Annotated in this window: 21 protein-coding genes; 13 read left to right on the top strand and 8 right to left on the bottom strand. The window is 39.6% G+C overall.

Going from position 1 to position 22258, the window contains the following annotated elements; translation table 11 throughout:
* Positions 1-76: 76 nt before the first annotated feature.
* From C8P65_RS05290 to C8P65_RS05320, 7 genes are all read left to right on the top strand, one after another.
* Positions 77-3415, top strand: coding sequence for a leucine--tRNA ligase (locus C8P65_RS05290; protein ID WP_107781984.1), 3339 nt, complete (start codon positions 77-79; stop codon positions 3413-3415).
* 79 nt (positions 3416-3494) lie between these two features.
* A complete protein-coding gene (locus C8P65_RS05295) occupies positions 3495-4160 on the top strand; it encodes a hypothetical protein (RefSeq protein ID WP_107781905.1) in 666 nt (221 codons plus the stop codon).
* A 314-nt stretch (positions 4161-4474) separates the two neighbouring features.
* Positions 4475-4867: a hypothetical protein gene (locus C8P65_RS12395; RefSeq protein ID WP_342747627.1), complete on the top strand. Its 393-nt coding sequence runs from the start codon at positions 4475-4477 to the stop codon at positions 4865-4867.
* 63 nt (positions 4868-4930) lie between these two features.
* Positions 4931-5635 carry a hypothetical protein gene (locus C8P65_RS05305; protein ID WP_107781907.1) on the top strand — a complete coding sequence of 235 codons (705 nt, stop codon included), beginning with the start codon at positions 4931-4933 and terminating at the stop codon, positions 5633-5635.
* A 2-nt stretch (positions 5636-5637) separates the two neighbouring features.
* Positions 5638-6324, top strand: coding sequence for a hypothetical protein (locus C8P65_RS05310; protein ID WP_107781908.1), 687 nt, complete (start codon positions 5638-5640; stop codon positions 6322-6324).
* 15 nt (positions 6325-6339) lie between these two features.
* Positions 6340-6843, top strand: coding sequence for an STM3941 family protein (locus C8P65_RS05315; protein ID WP_107781909.1), 504 nt, complete (start codon positions 6340-6342; stop codon positions 6841-6843).
* An 18-nt stretch (positions 6844-6861) separates the two neighbouring features.
* Positions 6862-7572, top strand: coding sequence for a hypothetical protein (locus C8P65_RS05320; RefSeq protein ID WP_245887331.1), 711 nt, complete (start codon positions 6862-6864; stop codon positions 7570-7572).
* Positions 7573-7681: 109 nt separating this feature from the next.
* Here the strand turns inward: C8P65_RS05320 and C8P65_RS12230 are convergent, their stop codons facing one another.
* The 7 genes from C8P65_RS12230 to C8P65_RS05355 form a co-directional block, all read right to left on the bottom strand.
* Positions 7682-7900: a hypothetical protein gene (locus tag C8P65_RS12230; protein WP_245887332.1), complete on the bottom strand. Its 219-nt coding sequence runs from the start codon at positions 7898-7900 to the stop codon at positions 7682-7684.
* A gap of 331 nt (positions 7901-8231) precedes the next feature.
* Entirely contained in the window at positions 8232-9056 is an 825-nt protein-coding gene (locus C8P65_RS05330) for a CPBP family intramembrane glutamic endopeptidase (RefSeq protein ID WP_107781911.1), read from the bottom strand.
* A 25-nt stretch (positions 9057-9081) separates the two neighbouring features.
* The gene (locus tag C8P65_RS05335; protein WP_107781912.1) at positions 9082-11421 is read right to left on the bottom strand and encodes a TonB-dependent receptor; all 2340 of its coding nucleotides are present in this window, start codon (positions 11419-11421) and stop codon (positions 9082-9084) included.
* A gap of 90 nt (positions 11422-11511) precedes the next feature.
* Positions 11512-12441 (bottom strand): type II toxin-antitoxin system HipA family toxin, encoded by a 930-nt coding sequence (locus C8P65_RS05340; RefSeq protein WP_107781913.1) that lies wholly within the window; start codon positions 12439-12441, stop codon positions 11512-11514.
* A complete protein-coding gene (locus C8P65_RS05345) occupies positions 12434-12763 on the bottom strand; it encodes a HipA N-terminal domain-containing protein (protein ID WP_107781914.1) in 330 nt (109 codons plus the stop codon). Before C8P65_RS05345 ends, C8P65_RS05340 begins: the two co-directional genes overlap by 8 nt.
* Complete coding sequence (locus tag C8P65_RS05350) at positions 12760-12960, bottom strand: helix-turn-helix transcriptional regulator (protein ID WP_208058390.1); 201 nt, start codon at positions 12958-12960, stop codon at positions 12760-12762. Before C8P65_RS05350 ends, C8P65_RS05345 begins: the two co-directional genes overlap by 4 nt.
* A gap of 93 nt (positions 12961-13053) precedes the next feature.
* Positions 13054-14214, bottom strand: coding sequence for an AraC family transcriptional regulator (locus tag C8P65_RS05355; protein WP_107781916.1), 1161 nt, complete (start codon positions 14212-14214; stop codon positions 13054-13056).
* A 134-nt stretch (positions 14215-14348) separates the two neighbouring features.
* On the opposite strand from C8P65_RS05355, the gene C8P65_RS05360 reads away from it, so the two are divergent.
* The gene (locus C8P65_RS05360) at positions 14349-15137 is read left to right on the top strand and encodes a lipocalin family protein (RefSeq protein WP_107781917.1); all 789 of its coding nucleotides are present in this window, start codon (positions 14349-14351) and stop codon (positions 15135-15137) included.
* A 60-nt stretch (positions 15138-15197) separates the two neighbouring features.
* Here C8P65_RS05360 and C8P65_RS05365 read toward each other — a convergent pair whose 3' ends face one another.
* On the bottom strand, positions 15198-15824 hold the full coding sequence (locus tag C8P65_RS05365; protein ID WP_107781918.1) for a hypothetical protein: 627 nt from the start codon (positions 15822-15824) through the stop codon (positions 15198-15200).
* A gap of 322 nt (positions 15825-16146) precedes the next feature.
* On the opposite strand from C8P65_RS05365, the gene dinD reads away from it, so the two are divergent.
* The 5 genes from dinD (at position 16147) to ilvA (ending at position 22249) form a co-directional block, all read left to right on the top strand.
* The gene (gene dinD, locus C8P65_RS05370; RefSeq protein WP_107781919.1) at positions 16147-17010 is read left to right on the top strand and encodes a DNA damage-inducible protein D; all 864 of its coding nucleotides are present in this window, start codon (positions 16147-16149) and stop codon (positions 17008-17010) included.
* 49 nt (positions 17011-17059) lie between these two features.
* Positions 17060-17824 carry a hypothetical protein gene (locus C8P65_RS05375; protein WP_211305883.1) on the top strand — a complete coding sequence of 255 codons (765 nt, stop codon included), beginning with the start codon at positions 17060-17062 and terminating at the stop codon, positions 17822-17824.
* 177 nt (positions 17825-18001) lie between these two features.
* A complete protein-coding gene (locus C8P65_RS05380) occupies positions 18002-20176 on the top strand; it encodes a glutamine synthetase III family protein (protein WP_107781985.1) in 2175 nt (724 codons plus the stop codon).
* Positions 20177-20189: 13 nt separating this feature from the next.
* Positions 20190-21011 (top strand): mechanosensitive ion channel family protein, encoded by an 822-nt coding sequence (locus C8P65_RS05385; protein WP_107781921.1) that lies wholly within the window; start codon positions 20190-20192, stop codon positions 21009-21011.
* Positions 21012-21052: 41 nt separating this feature from the next.
* A complete protein-coding gene (ilvA, locus tag C8P65_RS05390; protein WP_107781922.1) occupies positions 21053-22249 on the top strand; it encodes a threonine ammonia-lyase in 1197 nt (398 codons plus the stop codon).
* Positions 22250-22258: the final 9 nt, after the last annotated feature.

Here is a 22258-nt window from a genome sequence, read left to right on the forward strand (position 1 = left end):
AAATTTGCATATCTATCAATTATACACTATCTTTGCCCCATAATTGGCAAATCGACAAATCGACAAATTAAGAATTATGCTTTATAATCACAAAGAAATAGAAGCCTTTTGGCAAGAATATTGGGCAAAACATCAAACTTTCAAAGCCCAAAATAACAGCACTAAACCTAAGTACTATGTCCTCGATATGTTCCCTTATCCCTCAGGAGCGGGCTTACACGTAGGGCATCCGCTGGGCTATATTGCCAGCGACATCGTGGCGCGCTACAAGCGTCACAAAGGCTTTAACGTATTGCACCCTCAGGGATACGACAGTTTCGGTTTGCCTGCCGAGCAATACGCTATCCAAACAGGTCAGCACCCAGCGGTTACTACGGCGCAGAACATCGCCCGCTACCGCGAGCAGCTCGATAAAATAGGCTTTTCATTCGATTGGAGTCGCGAGGTGAAAACCTCTGACCCCGACTACTATCGCCATACCCAGTGGATATTCATACAGTTGTTTAACTCGTGGTATAACAACGAAACTGACAAAGCAGAGCCTATCGAAACCCTTATAGCGCTCTTTGAAAAACAAGGCAATAGCAAGGTAAATGCTCCTTGCGACGACGATACCCCTACCTTCACTGCGGAAGAGTGGCGCGCTTTTTCATCAGAAGAGCAGCAACAAATCCTCCTCAAATACCGACTTACCTATTTGGCAGAAACTGAAGTAAACTGGTGTCCTGCTTTAGGTACTGTACTCGCCAACGATGAAATCGTCAATGGCGTATCTGAGCGTGGGGGTCACCCTGTTATCAGAAAGAAGATGACTCAATGGAGTATGCGCATCACGGCTTATGCTGAACGCCTTTTGCAAGGCTTAGACACCATCGATTGGAGTGAGAGCATCAAAGAAAGCCAACGCAACTGGATAGGAAAATCAGTAGGAGCTGAAGTTGTTTTTCCTCTAGCCCAAGTAGAGGGGCAGGGGGTGAGGACACCTTTCTTTATGACAGGAGGAAATAATGCATACAGACTTATAGAAGAAGCCAAACGTATGCGAAAAGAACCTACTGATGCAGAAGCAGCATTGTGGGAACTTTTGCGTGATAAAAAATTAGGAGATAAGTTTAGAAGACAACATTTGATTGATGATTTTATTGTTGATTTTGTTTGCCTTTCTAAGAATTTAGTTATTGAAGTAGATGGAGGTTATCATAATGACCCTACTCAAAAAGAATACGATCAGCAGCGTACGTTGTATCTCAATGAAAAAGGATTTAAAGTAATCCGCTTTACTAATGAAGAAGTTCTTGGTAATACAGAAGCTGTTTTAACAAAAATAAAAGATATACTTGTTAATACCCCTAATTTCTCAAAACAAAATAAGGCTTTTGAGAATAATGAACTCTCTTTTGCGGATTCTCCCCTCTCCTTGGGAGAGGGGCAGGGGGTGAGGATATTCACTACTCGCCCCGACACCCTTTTCGGGGTTACTTACCTTACTTTGGCTCCTGAGCACGCCTTAGTGCCTCTTATCACTACTGAGGAGCAACGTGCTGAGGTAGAGGCTTATATCGCAGCTACTGCCAAGCGTTCAGAGCGCGACCGTATGGCGGATACCAAAACCGTATCGGGGGCTTTTACAGGGGCGTATGCCGTGCACCCACTTACCGGCAAGCAGCTTCCTATCTGGATAGGCGATTATGTATTGGCAAGCTATGGTACGGGGGCTGTTATGGCAGTGCCTGCTGGCGACGACCGCGATTATGCCTTTGCTAAACACTTCAAGGGCGCCAAAGGAATGCCTGAACCTATCAACATTTTCGATAAAGATATTTCAGAAAACGCCTTTACTGACAAAGAGGGAATGACTTACCAAAACTCTGATATTCTCAATGGTTGCAATAATTTTAGCGAGGCAGTTGCTAAAGTGTTGGCAGCCTTAGAAGCCAAGGGTGCAGGCAAAGCCAAGGTGAATTACCGCCTCCGCGATGCTGTTTTCTCACGTCAGCGTTATTGGGGCGAACCTTTCCCAGTATATTATAAAAACGGCTTGCCACAGATGATAGGCGAGGAGCACCTACCTATTCACCTACCCGAAGTAGAAAAATACCTTCCTACCGAAGAGGGAAATCCACCGTTGGGCAATGCTACCACTTGGGCGTGGGATACCACAAATCACAAGGTAGTAAGCAACGAACTCATTGATAATCAAACGATATTCCCGTTAGAATTGAATACTATGCCAGGTTGGGCGGGCTCTTCTTGGTATTGGTTAGAGTATATGATGGAAAAAGACGCACGTGGAACCTTCCCTACCAAACCCGTAGTAGATTACTGGCAAAACGTAGACCTTTACGTAGGGGGTAGCGAACACGCCACAGGACACCTCTTGTACTCACGTTTCTGGAACAAATTCCTCAAAGACCGCGGTTTTGCCCCTACTGAAGAACCTTTCAAAAAACTGATTAATCAGGGTATGATACTGGGAATGAGTGCCTTTGCGTATCGCTTAGAAGGTACGAACACTTTTGTATCTAAGAACCAAATAAAAGGGCAATCGGTACAACCTATTCACGTAGATGTTTCTCTCCTCAAAGATACTTCTGATGAGTTAGACATTCAGAAATTCAAAGCGTGGCGTAAAGAATTTGCCAATGCCGAGTTTATTTTAGAAAATGGTGCACTCTACACCCCCTCCTTGGGAGGGGGACAGGGGGAGGATTTCCTCACAGGTCGCGAAGTCGAAAAAATGTCGAAATCTAAATACAATGTGGTAAATCCTGATGATATTTGCGAGCAGTACGGAGCTGATACATTACGCCTCTACGAAATGTTCTTAGGTCCTTTGGAACAAGCCAAACCTTGGAACACAGCAGGTATTTCGGGGGTATATAACTTCTTGCGTAAGCTATGGCGTTTGTATTTCAATGACAATGGCTGGCAAGTAACCGACGAAGCCCCTACACCCGAGATGCTCAAAGCACTGCATAAAACCATCAAAAAGGTAAATGAAGATATCGAGAATTTCTCATTCAATACCTCGGTGAGTCAGTTTATGATATGTGTGAATGAGCTATCATCGCTAAAATGCCACCATAGAGACATTTTAGCGCCTCTTTCGGTACTGGTAGCACCCTTTGCTCCACATATTGCTGAAGAGCTCTGGAAAAGGCTCGGAAATACCGAAAGCGTAACTTATGCACCTTATCCTGTACACGAGGATAAGTATTTGCAAGAGGACAGCAAGGAATATCCTGTATCGTTCAATGGCAAAGTACGCTTCAAACGTGCTTTTGCAACCAGTATGACCCCTGCCGAGATAGAGCAAGCCATCCTTGCCGACCCTCAAACAGCAGAACAGCTACAAGGTAACACCCCTAAAAAGGTCATTGTTGTGCCTAATAGAATTATCAATATAGTGAGTTAATAATGAATTTTAGGGGTTAGTTCTTAGAATAAGAATTAACCCCTAATTATATGTCAGAAAATTTAAATGAATTACAACTATGAATACCTCGATGATTTTACTTATAGTACCTATACTTATAGTTATTTTTGTATTATACATCTTTATAAATCGAAAAGGTAATTTCGAAAAACATTTAACCTACCATACTCCTCGATTACTTTCTAGCCAACGACAAGAATATATTAATGGGGCAGAAAGATATACCAAAAAAGCAAGCATAATTATAGGTTTATTTGTGAGTTTCCCATTGATGATTATGTTTGTCTCTCTATTATCTCAAGATGTGAGCAATAGTCTTATTATCTTTCTTTTTATAATTTTCATAATACTAATAGAATGCTTGTGCACCTATCTAATGTATCGTTTTTTAATGAAAAATATAAAAAAACAGCGACTACTCTTAGAACAGATGAGTGATAGTGACTTTGAGCTATTGTTAGATATACAAAAAAATACATATCTCTTTAAATATTTTCCTCCTTTTATACTTTGTAAAGATAGATTGTATTTTTTTAGTTTTAAATTAAAAGAAATTGATCCTGCAAGTATAAAAAAAGTAAGCTTTAGTTATGCTAGAGGAGGAAATATACTTGTACATATCAAATCTGCAACATCTACAACAATTTCCTTGTATAAGAATGTATATCCTATTTTGGTGGAAATTATCAAGAGATATAGTCCTGATGCTCAAATAGAAAGATAGAACAATATTGTTAATAAACTATGGATTCACTTCCCTTTACATATTTTCTACCTTTATTGTTTTTCGAACTATTCTTTCTCTATTTAGCAATAGTACGCAAAAATGCCTTTGAAAAGCGCTTAGCTCTCTTTAACCCTACTCGCCAACTCTCACAGGAGCGCCAAGCCTATATGCAGAAGGTATACAAGTATTGCAAGTATTTCAATAGTATACTCTTAATAATATTCTACCTCCCTCTGTGTTTTTTTATAACCTTGATAATCAAAGAAAGATATGAGGAAACAGGCAAACTAGTTATACCAATCTCTAATAATATGATGATGATCTTACTAGTTCTTTTCTTGGCGCATTACCTCATCATTTACCTAAAAAAACGCAAAGCAAAAGCCCTGCGTATGTTTTTAGAACAAATGAGCGATAATGATTTTGAGCTGCTCCTCAAAGTAAAAGACAGTTTGTCGTTCACGAACAAATATAACCCTCCCTTTGTGTTGTGCAATCATCAGTTGTATGTTTTTTCTTTTTTTTCCATCAACGAAATTGACCCCTCCAAAGTAACCGAAGTAAATTGGAGCTATGGTAAACATAGTATTTTTGTGCTACTGAAAACTCCTAAAAGAATATCCGTTATCCTACCTCAAGGAGGATTTTGTTATTTCTTGCAAATCATTGAACAATACACAGAACTCAAATTTTATTACAAATAGATAACGAAGAAATTATTTTCTCTTAACTATTTTAAAAAAACAATATCTCAATTTTTAGTAACTATGGACATAATTTACATGATCTGGTTCTTACCCTTATTTCTTTTTCTCTTTGCACTTTTCTACTTTGCAGTAATGCGCAAAAATGAGTTTGAAAAACACCTCACTAATTTTTACCCTTACCGCCAGCTACCACAAAAACGTGAAGCCTATATGCAAAAGGTTGGTAAATATAACCATATAATGTTCGCCCTGTTTTTACTGCCTTTCTTCATTTTAGTCTATGTATTGTTCAAAGAAAACTATCAAGAAATAAGCGAAGCTAATACCCCATTTTCTGATGAGAACTTGATGTTAATGTTAGCTATTTTCCTGCCCCTTTTCGTGTGCTATTATATCATTTTTTATATACAGCAGCGCAGTAAAAAAGCCAAACGCATGCTTTTAGAGAAAATGAGCGATATCGATTTTGAACTGCTCCTCAAATTAAGAGACAATTTATCTTTTCCTTACAAATATGACCCACCATTTGTGTTGTGTAACAATCACTTATATATTTTTCTTTTTCATACAATTAAAGAAATTGACCCTACTCAAATCACCTCAGTAAAATGGTATAGTAATAGACATGGGTTTATAGTACGTATTAAAGACTCTAAAGCTAAAGTTACCGTCCTTAGTATATCTAAAAGTGCATTGGATATCTTTTTGCAAATTGTAGAACAATATACAAAACTCAATTTATTAACAGACCAAAAAAATAAATAACTATGGACTCATTTTATATTATTTGTTTTGCACTTTTTTTTCTTCCTACCATTGTCTTTTTGTACTTTACAGTAGTGCGCAAAAATGCCTTTGAAGAGCGCTTAGCTCTCTTTAGCCCTACTCGCCACCTCTCACAAAAGCGGGAAGCCTATAGGCAGCAAGTATGCAAATACAGCAAGTACACAAAAATCATACTCTTAGTTATTTTCTACCTCCCTCTATGTGTTTTTATAGCAATATTGCTCAAAGAAGAATATGAGGGAATAGGAATACTCAATATATTATCAATCTATGATGATGATATATTTGTCTATGTGCCTATTTTGTTACTGAATTATCTTCTTTTCTACGTAATAAAGCGCAATGAAAAAGCCCAGCATATGCTTTTAGAACAAATGAGCGATGCCGACTTTGAGCTCCTCCTTAAAGTAAAAGATAGTTTGTTGTTCACAACCAAATATAATCCGCCGTTTGTGCTTTGCAACGATAAGTTGTACATTTTTATTTTCTTTGTTATTAAAGAAATTGACCCCACCCAAATAACCGATCTAGATTGGAGCTATCGTAGAAATGGTATTTATGTAGAATTCAAAGCTCCTAAAAAAATAATATTTACCCTACCTAAAAAAGTACTCCCTCATTTCTTGCAAGTCATTGAAAAATATACAAATCAAAAATTTTATTATTAACTAAATACAAAAAAAATGAATCACACAATTATCCCATTTAGCAAAAAGAAAATGCTTAAACTCACAGGCTTATATATCCTTATAATGCTTGGTATTGCTGCCATTATTGTCTTTATTCTATCAGCTGATAGAATAAAAATATTCTATCTCGTGCTATTTGTAGTCCTTTTTATAGCAGGAGCGTATCTTTTTTATAAGCACATACAAGAATTATGGGGCTCGAAGAAGAACGAAGGCGTAATACTCACTTCTGAGTACCTCAAAAGCAATGTAACTCCTCTGGGTAAAAGGGTAGGAGAAATCGCTTGGAGTGAAATAGCTTCTATAGGGAGAGCAAATTATTATGGACAACATATCTATATTAAACTCAAACATCCTGAAAAATATCTAAATCGGCTCAAGGGTATGTGCATAGACTTCACGGGTATTTATCTAAACGATAGCGAACTGGAAATCAGTTTTGAGGAATTAGAAAAATTAATTATTGATTATTTCCTCAAATATGGTAAAAAGGCATAACAAAATAGGAATAACCCTATGATGAACATAGATATTTTTCTTTTGATAAGTTTTCTTCTTCCTTTTGTTATGATGGGAGGTCTCTTCTACTTTATAGTAGTGAGAAAAAATAATTTTGAAGAACGTGTAGCGCACTACATACCCTACCATTCTTTAGATAGCGAACGAAGGCAATATATAGAGAAAGTAGAAAAGTACAAACGATATATTTGTATAGGACTGAAGGTATTCTTCTCATTTTCACTCATTCTCTCTGTTAGCCTTCTTCTCTTTGCCATAAACTCTAAACAAGGGAGTGCACCTGAGATAATGCCACAAAGGTTGTTGGCACTCATATCGATACCTGTTGTTTTCACTTTTTTGTTGTATTACATATTTAGCTATGTAGTGCGGAAAAATGCTAAAGCCCAACGCCTGCTTTTGGAAGAGATGGAAAAGAGTGATTTTCAGCATTTACTGGAAGTACAGAAGGATTTGCCCTTACTAAGGAAATACTTTCCTTTTTTTATAGTAAGCAAAGAAAAACTGTATTTCTTCACTTTCTTTACTATTCGAGAACTTGACCCTAAGAGAATAGTCAAAGTGCGTTGGTGGCGCTCTAAAGGCGGTAATAGAACTGTTTTTATAAAACATTCTGGGTGGTCAGTTATTGGACTTCCACAAATGGTATATGGTCATTTACAAACCTCTATTAGAAAATATAACCCAAAAGCTGATATAGAACCTTAAGGTAAGATACACATATAGAAATGCTCAATGGCAAGTTATATCATTTAATTCAACTACCCCAAATATAAAGTAAGTTAGCTAATGTATCAAAAGAACATTGTTTTTGCTATTAATTCTTAATGATGTAAGTTCTACCTCTATCATTAAACAGTTTATAGTGCAAATTTTTGTTACTATAGAGTTTCAGGTGAGCAAAAACCTCCATAGTTTCTGTAGGAGTACTGAAATAAGTAGTAGGCAAATGTAGGTTCGTTTCCCTTTCTCTATAATCACTTATTTTCTGGTTCTTTCCGGTATATATAGCCTTCATTATCAATAAAAAAAGCATCTGTTGTTTGTTTCATTTCTTCAAAAAAAGCTTCACTTTCACTGTCACTCCACTCTGCTGATTCTTTTAAAAAAGTTATAGGTTTTGGTACAGTATCACCATCAATAGCTCAAGTAAGGTATTTGTTATTACGCGAGTCAAAGTAACAACTCTTCATCACATCATTCAAAAATAAACATTAGGGAGGCAATTAGCATTATAGCAAATATAACAAAAAATACTACTATACCTAGTTTTTCAGGATTTGGTTTTGCGTTCATATGATTGATAAAGTGTTTTGCACCACAAAAGTAGCTATTAATTTGTTAATAAGCAAATTATGGGTTACATATTAGGCTTTCATCTGAGTGTGGCTGGTACTAAAAAACAGTTTTCTCTCTTTTATGAGTATATAGCCCATTAGTAGGGCGAATAAGCCTGTTTGTATTACCTTGCTATCGGGGTGGGTGGCAAAGATTTCGTTGGAAACATTGGCTACCAAATGAAATAATATAGCTATTAGTACATTGCGCCCTGATTTGTAATACAACCAGTTGATGATAAATACAAAAGCAAACAAACTTACAAAAAAGTTTATAGTATAGAGCAGCCCTTCGGCGTGTATGTTGCTTTGGTAATAGTCCTTTACAAAGAAAAGAGGTAAATGCCACAACCCCCAATAGACCGTGAAAATAACCGATGAGGTGAATAAACTCCACTTACTGCGCAAGGCATCAGTGCCATAGGTGTGCCAAGCTAACTCTTCCACTACAGGTGCTAAACAAAGTACAAACCAAGTATTGAAAGGCGCTGAACTAAAGCTGGGTTGCCCTGAAATGTAAAACTGGTCGAGACTGTGTCCTAAATCGAGGGAAATGAGTTGTGCCACAATAATGGAAATAGGCGGAAATAAGATGGTAATCCAGAAATAGCGGTTGCTAAGTAGGTTCTTGCCTATAAAACGCGCTTTTAGGTCGGATAAAAGGGCTTTATCGCGGGCAAATAAGTAGGCTGCTACCCCCACAGGTGCTAATAGACCTGCTAACTCAAAAAAACCTGCCCAAAAAGCATTAGGTGCTTTTGGCTGGTGACTCCAATAAGCCACCACAAACCACAATGCCCAAGGAATAACAAGGGAAAGGGTAAAAAACAATACGGGGTGTTGATATTTCTTCATAATTAACTTTGCCTATACGGCTGCCTTAAAATTCAATTTTATAACTGATGTTTGGAATGACCAAAGTGGCTTTGCTAAGCTCTATTTGACCGGTTTGGTAATTGTAATTATGGTCGATGTAGATAGGGGCACCGAGTACGTTTTTCATTTGAAAAGAGAATACACTCGAGCACTTGTGGTGATTGATGCGATAATTTACCGTTAGGTCAGCGTAGGTGAGGGGGCGCAATTGCTCGCTAAAAGCGCGACTTTCATCAAATATCACTCGTTTGGCAGCCAGCGACTGACTCTGTAAAATAGGACTATAACGCTCGCCACCTGTAACAGTTACCCGTGCATTTACATCTAAGACTTTGCGGTTATTAGCAAAATAGAATTCCTTGCCAAAGAGGGCATTTAACACAAAACCTTTGTTATAACGGGTGTTGCGCCATATATTGTCGCCTGCTTTGTATTTTGAGGTGAGTACTGAACCGGTAATCAGATAGTAATAATTATCGGCTAAAAAGCGCTCTAAAGTAAGGTCGATGCCATAATTGCGCCCCTCGGTATTATTCACAAGCTTTTTGTTGAGGTACAACGCACGGCGTAGGTTGATAAGCGAATAGCTGGTACCTTCTTCGCCAGCAATATTCCACAGATACTGAAAATACCCCTCTGCCTTGAAGCGCAATTTATCGGTAAGTTGCCAATCGTAGCCTAATACAAAATGATGTGCCTCGCTGATTTTCAAATCTTTATTTACGGCAACTCCACCCAATTCAACCATATATACGCTGAGGTCTTCGGGGCGACTATGCTTGCCATAGCCGAAACTCAAACTATGTTGATTGTTGAGCGTCCAGAGTAAGCCTGCTCTGTTTTCTAACATTATCTCTTTTCTCAGACCAAAGTGGTGAGCGCACAAGCCCAGATTAACCAAAAGAGAAGGCGATAGCTGGTATTTGACCTGCCCGTAGGTTTCGGTAAAATTGGTATTGCCTGCTGAATTGACAATACGCGCATAGGTGCTTGGCACATAGTCTTGTGCTGCACTGAGGTCGTAGTTATAGAAAAGCTGTTTGTGGGTAATCCCTGCTTTGAAAGTAGCTGAGGAAGAAAGTTTATGGGTAAGCGAAGTAGCCAGCGTAAGGGTTCCGTTTTGCTTTTTCAGGCGACTGTCGGGGGTGAACACTGAAGCGTCATTTGAAAGGTAATCGGTAGTAATGCGGTCGTCAGTGCTTGAAAAAGCAGCGTGCGACTCTACAAAACTCTTTTCGCCCGCAGTGATTTGGTGGCGTAACCCTATCGTACCTACGTAGGTATCCCAGCTGTTAGTTACACGGTCGATGTCAGTCTTCCAATCGCTGGGGGTTTTAATAGCTTCTTTATGGGTATCATCGATGCCTGCAATGCCCCAAAGAGAGAAAGTACCTGTTTTTTCGGTAGGGAAATTCAATTTAAAGGAAAGGTCTTGGTACTTGATGCGTTGCCCTGTATTGTTGAGCTTCAAATCATTAAGCAAACCCAAAGTAGAATAGCGATAGTTGAAAAGATAAGAAGAGCCTTTGGCGCGCGAAATAGGACCTTCGGAAGCAAAATCGAGTCCTAAGACGCCTACTTGAGCGGTGTGTTCGTAGCGAGAAGTGTTGCCGGTGCGCATTTTTACATCGAAAACAGCTGCCATAGCATTGCCGTATTCAGCAGGAAAAGCGCCTGTAAGGAAATCGGAATTGCTAATCACTTGATTGCTAAAGAGCGTTACCAGTCCGCCGCCAATGACATTGCCGCCAGAGAAGTGCTGAGGTGAGGGGATTTCCACCCCTTCTAATCGCCATTGTACGCCTTGTGGAGCATTGCCACGCACGATAATGGAGTTGTCTTGCAAGTTGCCTGTAGAGACCCCAGCAAAGGCTGATGCCAAGCGGGCAGGGTCGCTAAGTCCGCCGGCGTAACGCTGCGTCTCTTCTACCGAAAAGGTGCGCGCGCTGACGGTTGCCATTGCGTTGAGGGCTTTTTCTTTACGTATTCCTGCTACTAACTCGACTCCCTCGAGCTCGGTAAAGGCTTCTCTGAGGGCAATGCTTAGCACGACTTCTTTGGCTGAGGTAAGGAGTATTTCGGGAATTGTCCGGCTATCATAGCCTATATAAGAAACCTCTAAAGTGACTCTTCCTAAACGAAGATTTGGGAGGGTGAAATGACCGTTTTCATCGGTAGTTGTTCCTATAACAGGGTCGGAGTTTTGCACCACTACGGTAGCCCATATTAGGGGTTCGTGTGTGCTTTGGTCGTAAACAGTACCTCTGAGGGTTTGGGTAATATCTTGTGCTTGTGCGGTAAGAGGTAGCACTAAAAGCAAGAAGATATGAAAAAAGGTTTTCATTGCGTAATACTTTTAAAATTCTGGGGCAAAAGTACGGTGCAAAAAGAAGTGCATCGCCCAAGCGTGAGGGTTTGGACGCCTTTTTTTGATTTAAAAATGAGCTAATTTGGCAATTATTAAATCGGAATATTGTTTTTTCATTTCAGCAGGAAGAAAACTACGTTCAATCCACTGTTGCCAAGTGGGGAGTATTTTGGCAAATCGCTGGTAAATGGCAGCTACTGTTTTTTCGTTTATTTGTAAGGATTTTGCTAGACTATCGAAATCAGTACGTTTGAGGCGGTTTTTCTTACCATTGATAGTAAGGGCACTTTCTTCTTCATCAGAAAGTACTAAAAGAGTGCTAAGCAAATCGTAAGCAGGACTGAGTTCATACTGCCCTAAGGCGTTTTCAATAAGTGCATAATTCTTAAGGTGCATATCGGTATTCCCTGTGAGATAGCAAAAGAGTATCAACTCAAAAAGGCGTTGCTGTTCATAGCCTTTGTTGGTGGTGAATTGTCGCACTAATTTGCCTATTTTCTCTACTGACCCTCTGTACTTGTGCTCAGTAAGCGTTTCGGTTAGCTGACAGAAATCTTCAACAGCTATTTTTTGTCCGTTCTGTCTATCAAATCGGCGTGTAATATAGGCTAATTCACCTGAAGAAAGACGAATAAGTGAATGTGCTGCGGTGCGTATACCTGCTACTTCAGCTAAGTGCATTGTAAGGTCTTCATTTTCGGGTAGGCAAGGATATTGCTCTGAAGGAGGCTTCAGTATATAATCGCCATAAAGACCTACTAAAGTAAGGCGCGGGGTTTCATTCCTTGTTTTTTCTAACTGTAATGATAATTTTGGTTGTACCCCCGTAACAGCTATACTCTTTAAGATGATTTCTTTGGCAAGGGTTTCTAATTGTTCTTTGTTTAAAGACAATAGTGGGGGGGTAGCACTTGCAAAAAACTGTCTGCTACAAGCCTTATGAAAGTCAGTTTCATTGGCATTTAATTCTTTATAACAATATAAACACTTAAACATTATTTTCTGTTTTTGGTATTACTGATACGCATCCTATACAATCTTTGCACATAGCCAAAAGTAGCGCAAATCGGTCGCGAGGATCGAGTTTCCAATTGTCAGTAGCAATTTGCAGCAGCCAGCCTTCGGGTATGAGTCCGTCAAAAAAAGGGAAAAGTATACTGCTGTGGTAAGGTGCTGTCTGTAAGGGTAGGGTAAGGCTGATAGGCTTGGCTTGTGGCTGTGCTAAATAGTGCTCATCATACGCAAAGTGATACCCCTCCTCATCTTCAGTAAGGAGTCCTGCTAATTGATTTTTGTAATATATAACAGCTTGTTTCATTTCTCAACAAGGGTTATTACCCCTACTTCGGCACCGAAGAGGGCTAATACTTGATTTACTTTATCTAAACGCAAGGTGCTTTTGCCTTGCTCTAATTCGCGTACAAAACGCAAACCTACTCCTGCACGCATTGCTAGTTCGGTCTGTGTGAGTTTTAGCTGCTTACGTCTTTCTTTTACAAAAGAAGCTATGTTCATAATGGGAAAATTACTAATGAGTATACCTTTTCGGGTACAAAGATACGTATTTTTATTAAATATATACCTTTTCGGGTATAAAAATTTATTTCTTTATCCCTCATTTACGAATTGGCTTGGGGTCTGTCCTTTTATCTTCTTGAAAACTTGGTTGAATGATGATTTGGAGTTGAAGCCCGCTTCGAAAGCAAGTCCTAATAGATTGAAGTTTTTATCAGTATCTTTTTTGGCTAAAGCTATAAATTCGTCTACACGATAGCTATTGACAAAATCATAGAAATTCTTACCCTCATACTGGTTGATGATTTGCGACAAATGGTTGGGTAGAACTCCTAAACTCTCCGCTAATTGGGACAAAGAGAGTTTGGGTTCGAGGTAAGGTTTTTCAGTAGCCATTAGCGTAAGTAGTTGCTGATGTAGGTTTTTCGCCTCTTCTGGCTTGAGTCCTGATTTGCAGTACTCTGGCATTTTAAGCGGCTCTTCAGTTTCTTCTGCCTCAGCTGGCTTTTCTGAAGAGTACAATACTTTGGGTTTTTCAGCAGTAAAAATGCCTTGATAGCGTATGCCCCAGAAACCAATAAGTGCTATAAGCAATACAAAAAGACCTAAGAAAATGAGTTCTATATTGACTGCCAACTCTATTTCTAACAGAAACTGGAGTACATATCCGACTATCATCACTGAGAAAATGATTCCGAACCCGATGAGTAAGAGTCGTAGCCATTGTAGGCTAATACCCTCATTATAGGCAAACTGCTCGCCTATAATTTGTTCGTATTGGTTGATTTTATGATAGGTTGCTACTGAATAGGCTACGCATACGATTACAAAAGCTATAAATGAAATAGTAAATAGCCATTGGTAGGGGCTGTGGTAATCGGCTTGGTCTATCATTGCCTTTTCGGCAGCAGAATAACCAAATAAAAAGGGGAACATTAGCACATAGGTAACTGCAAAAGGGAGAAAGTGAAGACTGTCTCGCCAATAGAGTCGCTGTGGCTGGCGTAGGTTAGTAATGACATAAAGATAGACAAAAGGCGCAAACAGCAAAGGGAATGGATGAGTAGCCCCTACTAAATGCGGGTATTTTTCCCAATACCCTAAATAGTGCAGGTAGTAGTTGAGCAAGTAGACTGCAATGCATAACAACCAGACCCCCAGTATATTGTCGGGCAGCCTTTTAGCGGCTTTGCTAAAGAGCAATACCGAGAGAAAGCAACACAGAAAAATACCAATAACAAAAATACTACTCATAACCCTCTATATAAATTTACAATTTTCAAGGCAAAAATAAGTATATTTTTTGATTATAAAAAAATATTATATAAGATATAAACGTATTTTTTATTATCTTTGTCCCAATATTCACTTTTAAAATAAAAACAAATATGAAAAAACGTATCTTATCGGCACTTGTTGCCACAGCTTTATGTCTTTTCTCTTGCGGAAAAGATGATGACAATGGTAGTAGTACTTCGCTTAAAGGTGATTGGTATATCCATACTATGTACAACCTAAAACAAAGTATAAACGAATACAATTGGTATACTCCCAATCAATGTTCAAAACGAACTGTATTTGAAATCTCTGACAACCAGCTGAAGCACAAACGGGTATATGAAGATAATTCTACTTGTGAAGAAGACTTTAAGTATTACGATTACACCGCTTCTAACAGTGCTTTTCATTTGACTATAATGGCTGATTCTCCTAAAGGCTACAAAGGACAAACAGCTACTATCAATTATGAAATGAAAAACAAAGAGCTCATACTGCGTTTCCTAAATGATAAAGGTAATGATGAAACATTGATTCTTCATAAGCGGGGCGTAGATTATAGTCACTTAGACCCCTTTGTAGGTTATTGGAGACTTACCAAAGTACAATTGAAGAGCGGTAAGACTATAAAAGAATTTAAGGCGGGTATTCCTGCTTGCTTTAGAGGTGATATTGTAGCAAGTACAATTGGTTTTACCATATACTACAGGTTATCAGATGACGGTGTGAAATGTGGTGATGAAGAAAGAAAAACCTTTGCTTGGGCAAGAGAAGGCAATACGTATTACAACGTTTCTAACGGACAAAAAGTACCTATTCCGTTTAGCTTTAGCGATGATAAACAAACTCTTTTCTTTGGCAACACAAATACTATTTTGGTATTTCAAAAACAATGGTAATAAAAAAACGTGGGATATCCCACGTTTTTTTATACATTAACTAGCAACTTGTAGGTTGATTTATTCTCTTTCAGACATATTATCGCTGTCGAACCAAATACGGGTACCCCCTACTGGCATTAGGGTATTCAGAGGGTCATTCTTTTCTAATAAATAAAAAGCATACTTGAAGTTCTTAATACCTTGTGCGGTGATTTCTCCTGAAATGACAGCTAACTGTTTGTAGCTGGCACTTATAGAGTTATCTTCACCTTCAAAAGCCATATAAGCAGTGAATTTATTCTCACTGCCCGAAATAATAGTACCTTTGCCTATCGCTTTATCATTACTTAAGAAATCGAGGTTTTCGTAGTCCGTTTTTATTTTTACGCCCTGTTGGTCGTAGAAACGATAGGTATAACCTGTTATTTTATAACCTACAACATACTGATTATCGGGCACATCAGTAAAAGCTAACTCAAACGGAGTTATATTGAAAGTACCTTCGATATTAGGAGGGGTAGTACCGGTATGTATGACCATACCGCTCGCTTCTAATTTTCTTAGAATTTTATCAGAAATGATGCTTTTGACCTCTTGAGGTAGGTTCTGATATTTTGCGCTTTCTTCGCTCTCTGATTTAGAGCAAGAGGCTGTAGCCAATAGGGCAAAAACGCCCATAACAAAGTAATAAATGTTCTTTTTCATAGTTTTTATTTTTTAATCTTCGGCGGCAAAAGTACAAAACAATAAGTAAATGGCAAGGAAAAATCTTTGATGTAGTATATTTTTCTGGTTTTGGTTAGGTTATTAGACGTTCGTACTTCGCTAATTGTACGCTTATCCTTCGCTCTTTGTGTATCGTTTGTATATCCTTTGTATAGGGTAAATGGCTTTAGAAATTTTTTCTGCTTATTGCTTATTTGCTAATTATATAGTATTTTTGCCGTTAGTAATGGGTGATAATAAGGAATTATAAGTTCGGCGATGTGCTTTTTCACTGGGAAGATAATTATTAAACCAACATATTATGGATAAAAACAGTATTTTGCAGTATAAAAACCAATTTGATGGTATCACTCGTCATATAGAGGGTGAAGATGCCAAAGAGCAAATAGAGGTTTGGTTTGCTCGTGAATTGCAAACCATATTAGGCTATGCCCGATGGGAGAACTTTTTGGTAGCGATACATAGGGCAGTGGCTTCGTGTAAGTCGCAGCAAATCAATGTAGATGACCATTTTCGTGAGGTCACGAAAATGGTCGAATTAGGTAGTGGTTCGAAGCGTGAAATTATGGATTTTATGCTTACTCGTTATGCTTGCTATCTCATTGCTCAGAATGGCGACCCTAAAAAGGAGGAAGTTGCTTTTGCTCAGAGTTATTTTGCTGTGCAAACCCGCAAGGCAGAACTTATAGAAGAACGTCTTAACTTGCTTTCTCGTTTAGAAACGCGCGATAAACTCAGAAGTGCTGAAAAGCAACTTTCGCAAAACATTTATGAGCGTGGCGTTGATGATAAAGGCTTTGCGCGTATCCGTTCTAAAGGTGATACCGCTCTTTTTGGCGGACATACTACTGAGGATATGAAGCTGCGGTTGGGAGTAAAAGCTAACAGACCTTTGGCTGATTTCTTGCCAACGCTTACGATTGCTGCTAAAAACCTCGCTACTGAAATGACCAATTACAATGTGGAAAGTAATGATTTGCACGGAGAATCTGCTATTACGCAGGAACACGTACAGAATAATCAAAGTGTGCGACAAATGTTAGGTCAGCGTGGTATCAAGCCAGAAGAATTGCCTCCCGCTGAAGATATTAAGAAATTAGAACGCAAAGTCGCACACGATGAGAAAACAATTGCTGAAAACTCTCAAAAATTACCTAAAATATGATATAAATTCATATAACTGGGATTGCACCTAACACCTAAAAAAAATAGCTATGAAACATATTTTAATAACTTTGTTACTATGTGCGTCTTCAATGTATGCACAAAATCCCTTAAAAGGCGAATGGATAACCAACACTCTGTTGGGTAACTTCAAAGAAGAAGACTGCAACTTATTTGAACTTACAAAAGACGAAGATGAAGTATCAGGTATTGCAACGGTATTTGAAAAGAACAACAAAAATCAATATAAATCATCTTACTTTGCCCCTTGTGGCAACGACTGTTTCCCCTCTATAACAGGAACATTTGAGCTTATTGCCCCCTCGTATGTACGCCTCAATGCCCTAACTTTTGAGCAATATGGCGATTGCGAAAAGAAAAACGAAACGTTGCATAACGATACCGCCGTTTATTACATATACAAAGTCTCAGATAAGAAAATCTTCTTGGTAAAAAGCACTTCAAGAAATGAAAAAGAAGACGTAGAAAAGGCTAAAAACTATCTGTTGGTAACCGGTATAAAGGACAATCTAGTGTATAACCGAAATTACAAAATGAAAGTCAAGACTAAGGGTATAGCACCATTACCTGCACAAATAGAGGAATATGCTACCAATATACTTCACTTGAAAAAATTCAAAATACTTGTTTATAACCAATTAAGAGGGGCAGCGGTTTGGGTATTCGCTGTAAAAGATCTCACCACAGGGGCTATAACCTATGTAACACAAGAAAATTATATTGATGCAAAGGGTAAAGAAGTCGTTGGCTTTTTTGATTGTACCGAAGCCGAAATGGAAAAGTTCAGAGAGTAACACTAGAGATTTGAGAAATTGTAGGTTTGAGGAGGGGATTTTTTTATTTGGGATTGTAGCTAAAACATTATGGATAAGAATAGAGTGCAAAAAAAGTTTTAATATATTGATAGAAAATTTGAGATTATTTTCTACTTTTGCCGTGTGTTAGTATTAACCTTTTAACACTTGACCTTTATGTTACGATTTAACGCCCTTAATAGTGTACAAAATAAGAAGCCCTTACAAGTGGCTGAAAATGGCAAACGCTCTGAATTGTTTGCCATTAATGTGTTTAACGAGGTGGCAATGCGTCAGTTGATGACACGTGAAGCTTTTGATGCGGTGATGAACGCTATTCAATACGGCACCAAAATAGACCGGCGTGTGGCTGACCAAGTGGCCGCAGCTATGCGCGACTGGGCTATCTCTAAAGGGGCTACCCATTATACGCACTGGTTCCAGCCTCTGACGGGTGGTACTGCCGAAAAACACGATGCTTTCTTTGAGCCCGTAACGCGTGATAGTGCTATAGAACGTTTTTCGGGTAATCAGCTGGTGCAACAAGAGTCCGATGCGTCTAGCTTTCCTAACGGGGGTATTCGCAATACTTTTGAAGCACGAGGCTATACGGCTTGGGACCCTTCGTCGCCACCTTTCGTATATGGTACGGTGCTTTGTATTCCTACTATTTTCATCGCTTATACGGGTGAGGCCTTGGATAACAAAACGCCCCTACTTAAAGCGTTGAGTGCCATAGACCAAGCTGCTACTGAGGTGGCTCGTTATTTTGATAAGAACGTTAGCAAGGTGACTTGTACGTTAGGGTGTGAACAAGAGTATTTTCTGATTGACAGAACGCTTGCTACTACACGTCCGGATTTGATGATTACCGGCAGAACGCTCTTAGGACACGAAGCGGCTAAAGGGCAACAGCTTGACGACCATTATTTGGGGGCTATCCCGAGCAGGGTGCTTGCCTATATGCGCGATTTGGAACAAGAGTGTTTGTTGCTTGGTATTCCGGTAAAAACGCGTCATAATGAGGTAGCGCCTAATCAGTTTGAGTTGGCGCCTATCTTTGGGGAAGCTAACTTGGCAGTAGACCAAAATTCGCTACTGATGGACGTGATGCGCAAGGTGGCTGAACGTCACGACTTTGTGGTGCTATTTCACGAAAAACCTTTTGCAGGCGTAAACGGTTCGGGTAAGCACAATAACTGGTCGCTGGTGACAGATACTGGGGTGAATCTCTTTGCCCCGAGCAAGACTCCTCAGAAAAACTTACAATTCCTCACTTTCTTTATATGCACAATTAAGGCAGTACACGAGTATGAGCCTTTGTTGCGTGCTTCGGTAGCCTCGGCAACTAATGATTATCGTCTGGGAGCAAATGAAGCTCCGCCTGCTATCGTATCGGTATTTATAGGCGAACAGCTGAACAAGGTACTCGATGCGCTGGAGAATATGTCGGGTGAGGAGGTTTCGGGTAAAGATAAGACCGAACTGAAGCTGAATGTAGTAGGCAAGATACCAGACCTTTTCCTTGATACTACTGACCGCAATCGCACGTCGCCTTTTGCTTTCACCGGTAATAAATTTGAGTTTCGCGCGGTAGGTTCTAAAGCCAATTGCGGCAAGCCTATGATGGTGCTTAACACTATAGTGGCCAAACAGCTTATCGATTTCAAAAAAGAAGTAGATGGCCTAATTGAGGGCGGAATGAAGAAAGAAGATGCTATCTTTAGGGTATTGCGCGCTTATGTGAAGAGCTCTAAGGCTATCCGTTTTGAAGGCGATGGCTACAGCAAGGCGTGGGAAGAAGAGGCTGCGCGTAGAGGGCTTTCTAATCATAAGACTACCCCTGAAGCGCTTAGAGAAAACATCACTGATAAAGCGATTGCTCTCTTTGAAGAAATGGGGGTACTGAGCAAAGTAGAACTTATTGCCCGTTATGAAATTGCCCTTGAAGAGTACGTAAAGACAGTGCAGATAGAGTCGCGTGTATTGGGCGATATTGCGCGTAACCACGTGGTACCTACGGCAGTGCGCTACCAAAATACGCTGATAGAAAACGTGCGCGGGCTTAAAGAGATTTTCGGTGATGCTTATCAGGAAGTGGCTTCGGAGCAAATAGAGCTTATTAGGCATATTTCTGAGCACATTAAGGTAATACACAGCACTGTGGAGGCAATGATTGAAGCGAGAAAACGCGCTAACCATCTGGCTACCTTCGTAGAAAGAGCCGATGCTTATTGCAATGAGGTAAAACCATTCTTTGCCGATATACGTTACCACTGCGATAAACTAGAACTAATGATTGATGATGAGCTGTGGACTCTGACTAAATATCGCGAACTTTTATTTAACTAATAGCTAACTAAGTATGACAGAAATTACTACTTCAGACCTTCAAATACTTTTGAAGACTTGGACTACAGACCTTATTAAATACGTGCCTACCTTGCTCGGTACTATTGCGCTTTATTACGCTGGTAAGTATATCATTCGCTTTATAACTAAATTGATAAAGCGCATAATGGAGCGTCGTCAGGTAGACCTTGCCCTACAAAACTTCTTATTGCAGGTAGTGCGCTGGGTACTACACATTGCGCTCTTCCTGACCATAGTACAGGTGATAGGACTGCCCGCTACCCAGTTTATTGCTATCATTACCAGTGGTTTCGTAGCAATTGGCTTAGCATTGCAAGGTTCTCTTTCTAACTTTGCTAGCGGTATAATGATATTGATATTCAAGCCTTTCCGCGTGAGCGATACCATAGAAGCTAACGGACAAAAAGGAACGGTTAAAAATATAGGGCTATTTGCTACAACGCTCAATAAACCTGATAACGAAGAGGCTATCATACCTAATACACAGCTATTTGGTAATAGTATTATCAACTACAGTCGAGAAGAGAAAAGAAGGGTGTATGTGTTAGTAGGTATAGGCTATAGCTCTAGCATACAGAAAGCACGCGAGATACTACTAGAGATAGCCAGCCAAGAGCCTTTAGCCCTTAAAGACCCTGAGCCTGTAGTGTATGTAGAAGCCCTTGCTGATAGCTCGGTAAACCTATCATTGCGCTATTGGTGTATGAACGCTAACTATAACGAGTGCTATTTTCGTACGTTAGAGACCATTAAAGAGCGTTTTGATGCTGCTGGGGTAGAAATACCTTTCCCACAAGTACAAGTGCATCAATAAGCCGATATATTAATAAATTGACACATTAACTTTATAATAATATGAAATTGCAAGATTTTACTACCGCACGCGAGCATTTGCAAAAAGTGCTCTTACCTACGCATCTTATTTACAGTCCGATTTTTAGTGAAGAATCAGGAAATCAGATTTATATAAAGCCTGAAAACCTACAGAAGACAGGCGCCTTTAAGATACGTGGGGCTTATAACAAGATTAATAAACTTACAGAAGAAGAGAAGAAGCGCGGAGTGATAGCTTCGTCAGCAGGCAATCATGCGCAAGGGGTAGCCTATGCTGCCCGAGAGCTAGGCATCAAAGCAGTGATAGTAATGCCTAAAACTACACCCTTGATAAAAGTACAATCGACTAAGAAGTATGGGGCTGAGGTAGTGCTTTACGGCGATGTGTATGACGATGCTTACCAGAAAGCTAAAGAGCTTGAAGCGCAAGAAGGATATGTATTTGTTCACCCTTTTGACGATATTGATGTATTAGAAGGACAAGGTACTATCGCCCTCGAAATACTTGAAGAAATGCCCGATACTGAGGTGATAGTAGTGCCTATAGGCGGCGGCGGACTTATATCGGGTATTGCCGCAGCGGCTAAGATGATTAAACCTGATATTAAGATAATAGGGGTAGAGCCTAGCGGAGCGGCATCAGCTACTGAAGCCCTTAAGAAGAACAAGGTCGTTACCCTACCCGAAGCTAATACTATAGCCGATGGTACTGCCGTAAAACGCATTGGCGACCTTACTTTTAACTGTATCAAGCAGTACGTAGATGAGGTGGTAACCGTAGATGACTATGAACTGACTGAAGCCTTTCTACTCTTGGCCGAAAAGCACAAGATTATAGCCGAGAACTCAGGTATATTGCCTTTAGCAGCCCTTAAGAAGCTCACTGAACGCGGCAAGAAAGTAGTACCTGTAGTGAGTGGCGGTAATATAGATGTACTGATGATATCATCGATGATAGGCAAGGGCTTAATAAGCCGTGATCGTATCTTTAACTTTGCAGTAAGCATACCTGACCGCCCTGGTGAATTGGCTAAGATTACCCATATCATTGCCGATGTAGGGGCTAATATAGTGAAGTTGGCACACAACCAATTTAAGAACCTATCGCGCTTCCGCGACAAAGAGGTACTCATCACGGTAGAGACTAATGGCACTGACCACATACAAGCGCTTGTCGAAGCCTTTGCAGCTAAAGGCTATGAAGTAACCGCCAAGTAGAAATAAGAT

This window comes from Capnocytophaga leadbetteri, from assembly GCF_003054025.1.
Taxonomy (GTDB): Bacteria; Bacteroidota; Bacteroidia; order Flavobacteriales; family Flavobacteriaceae; genus Capnocytophaga; species Capnocytophaga leadbetteri.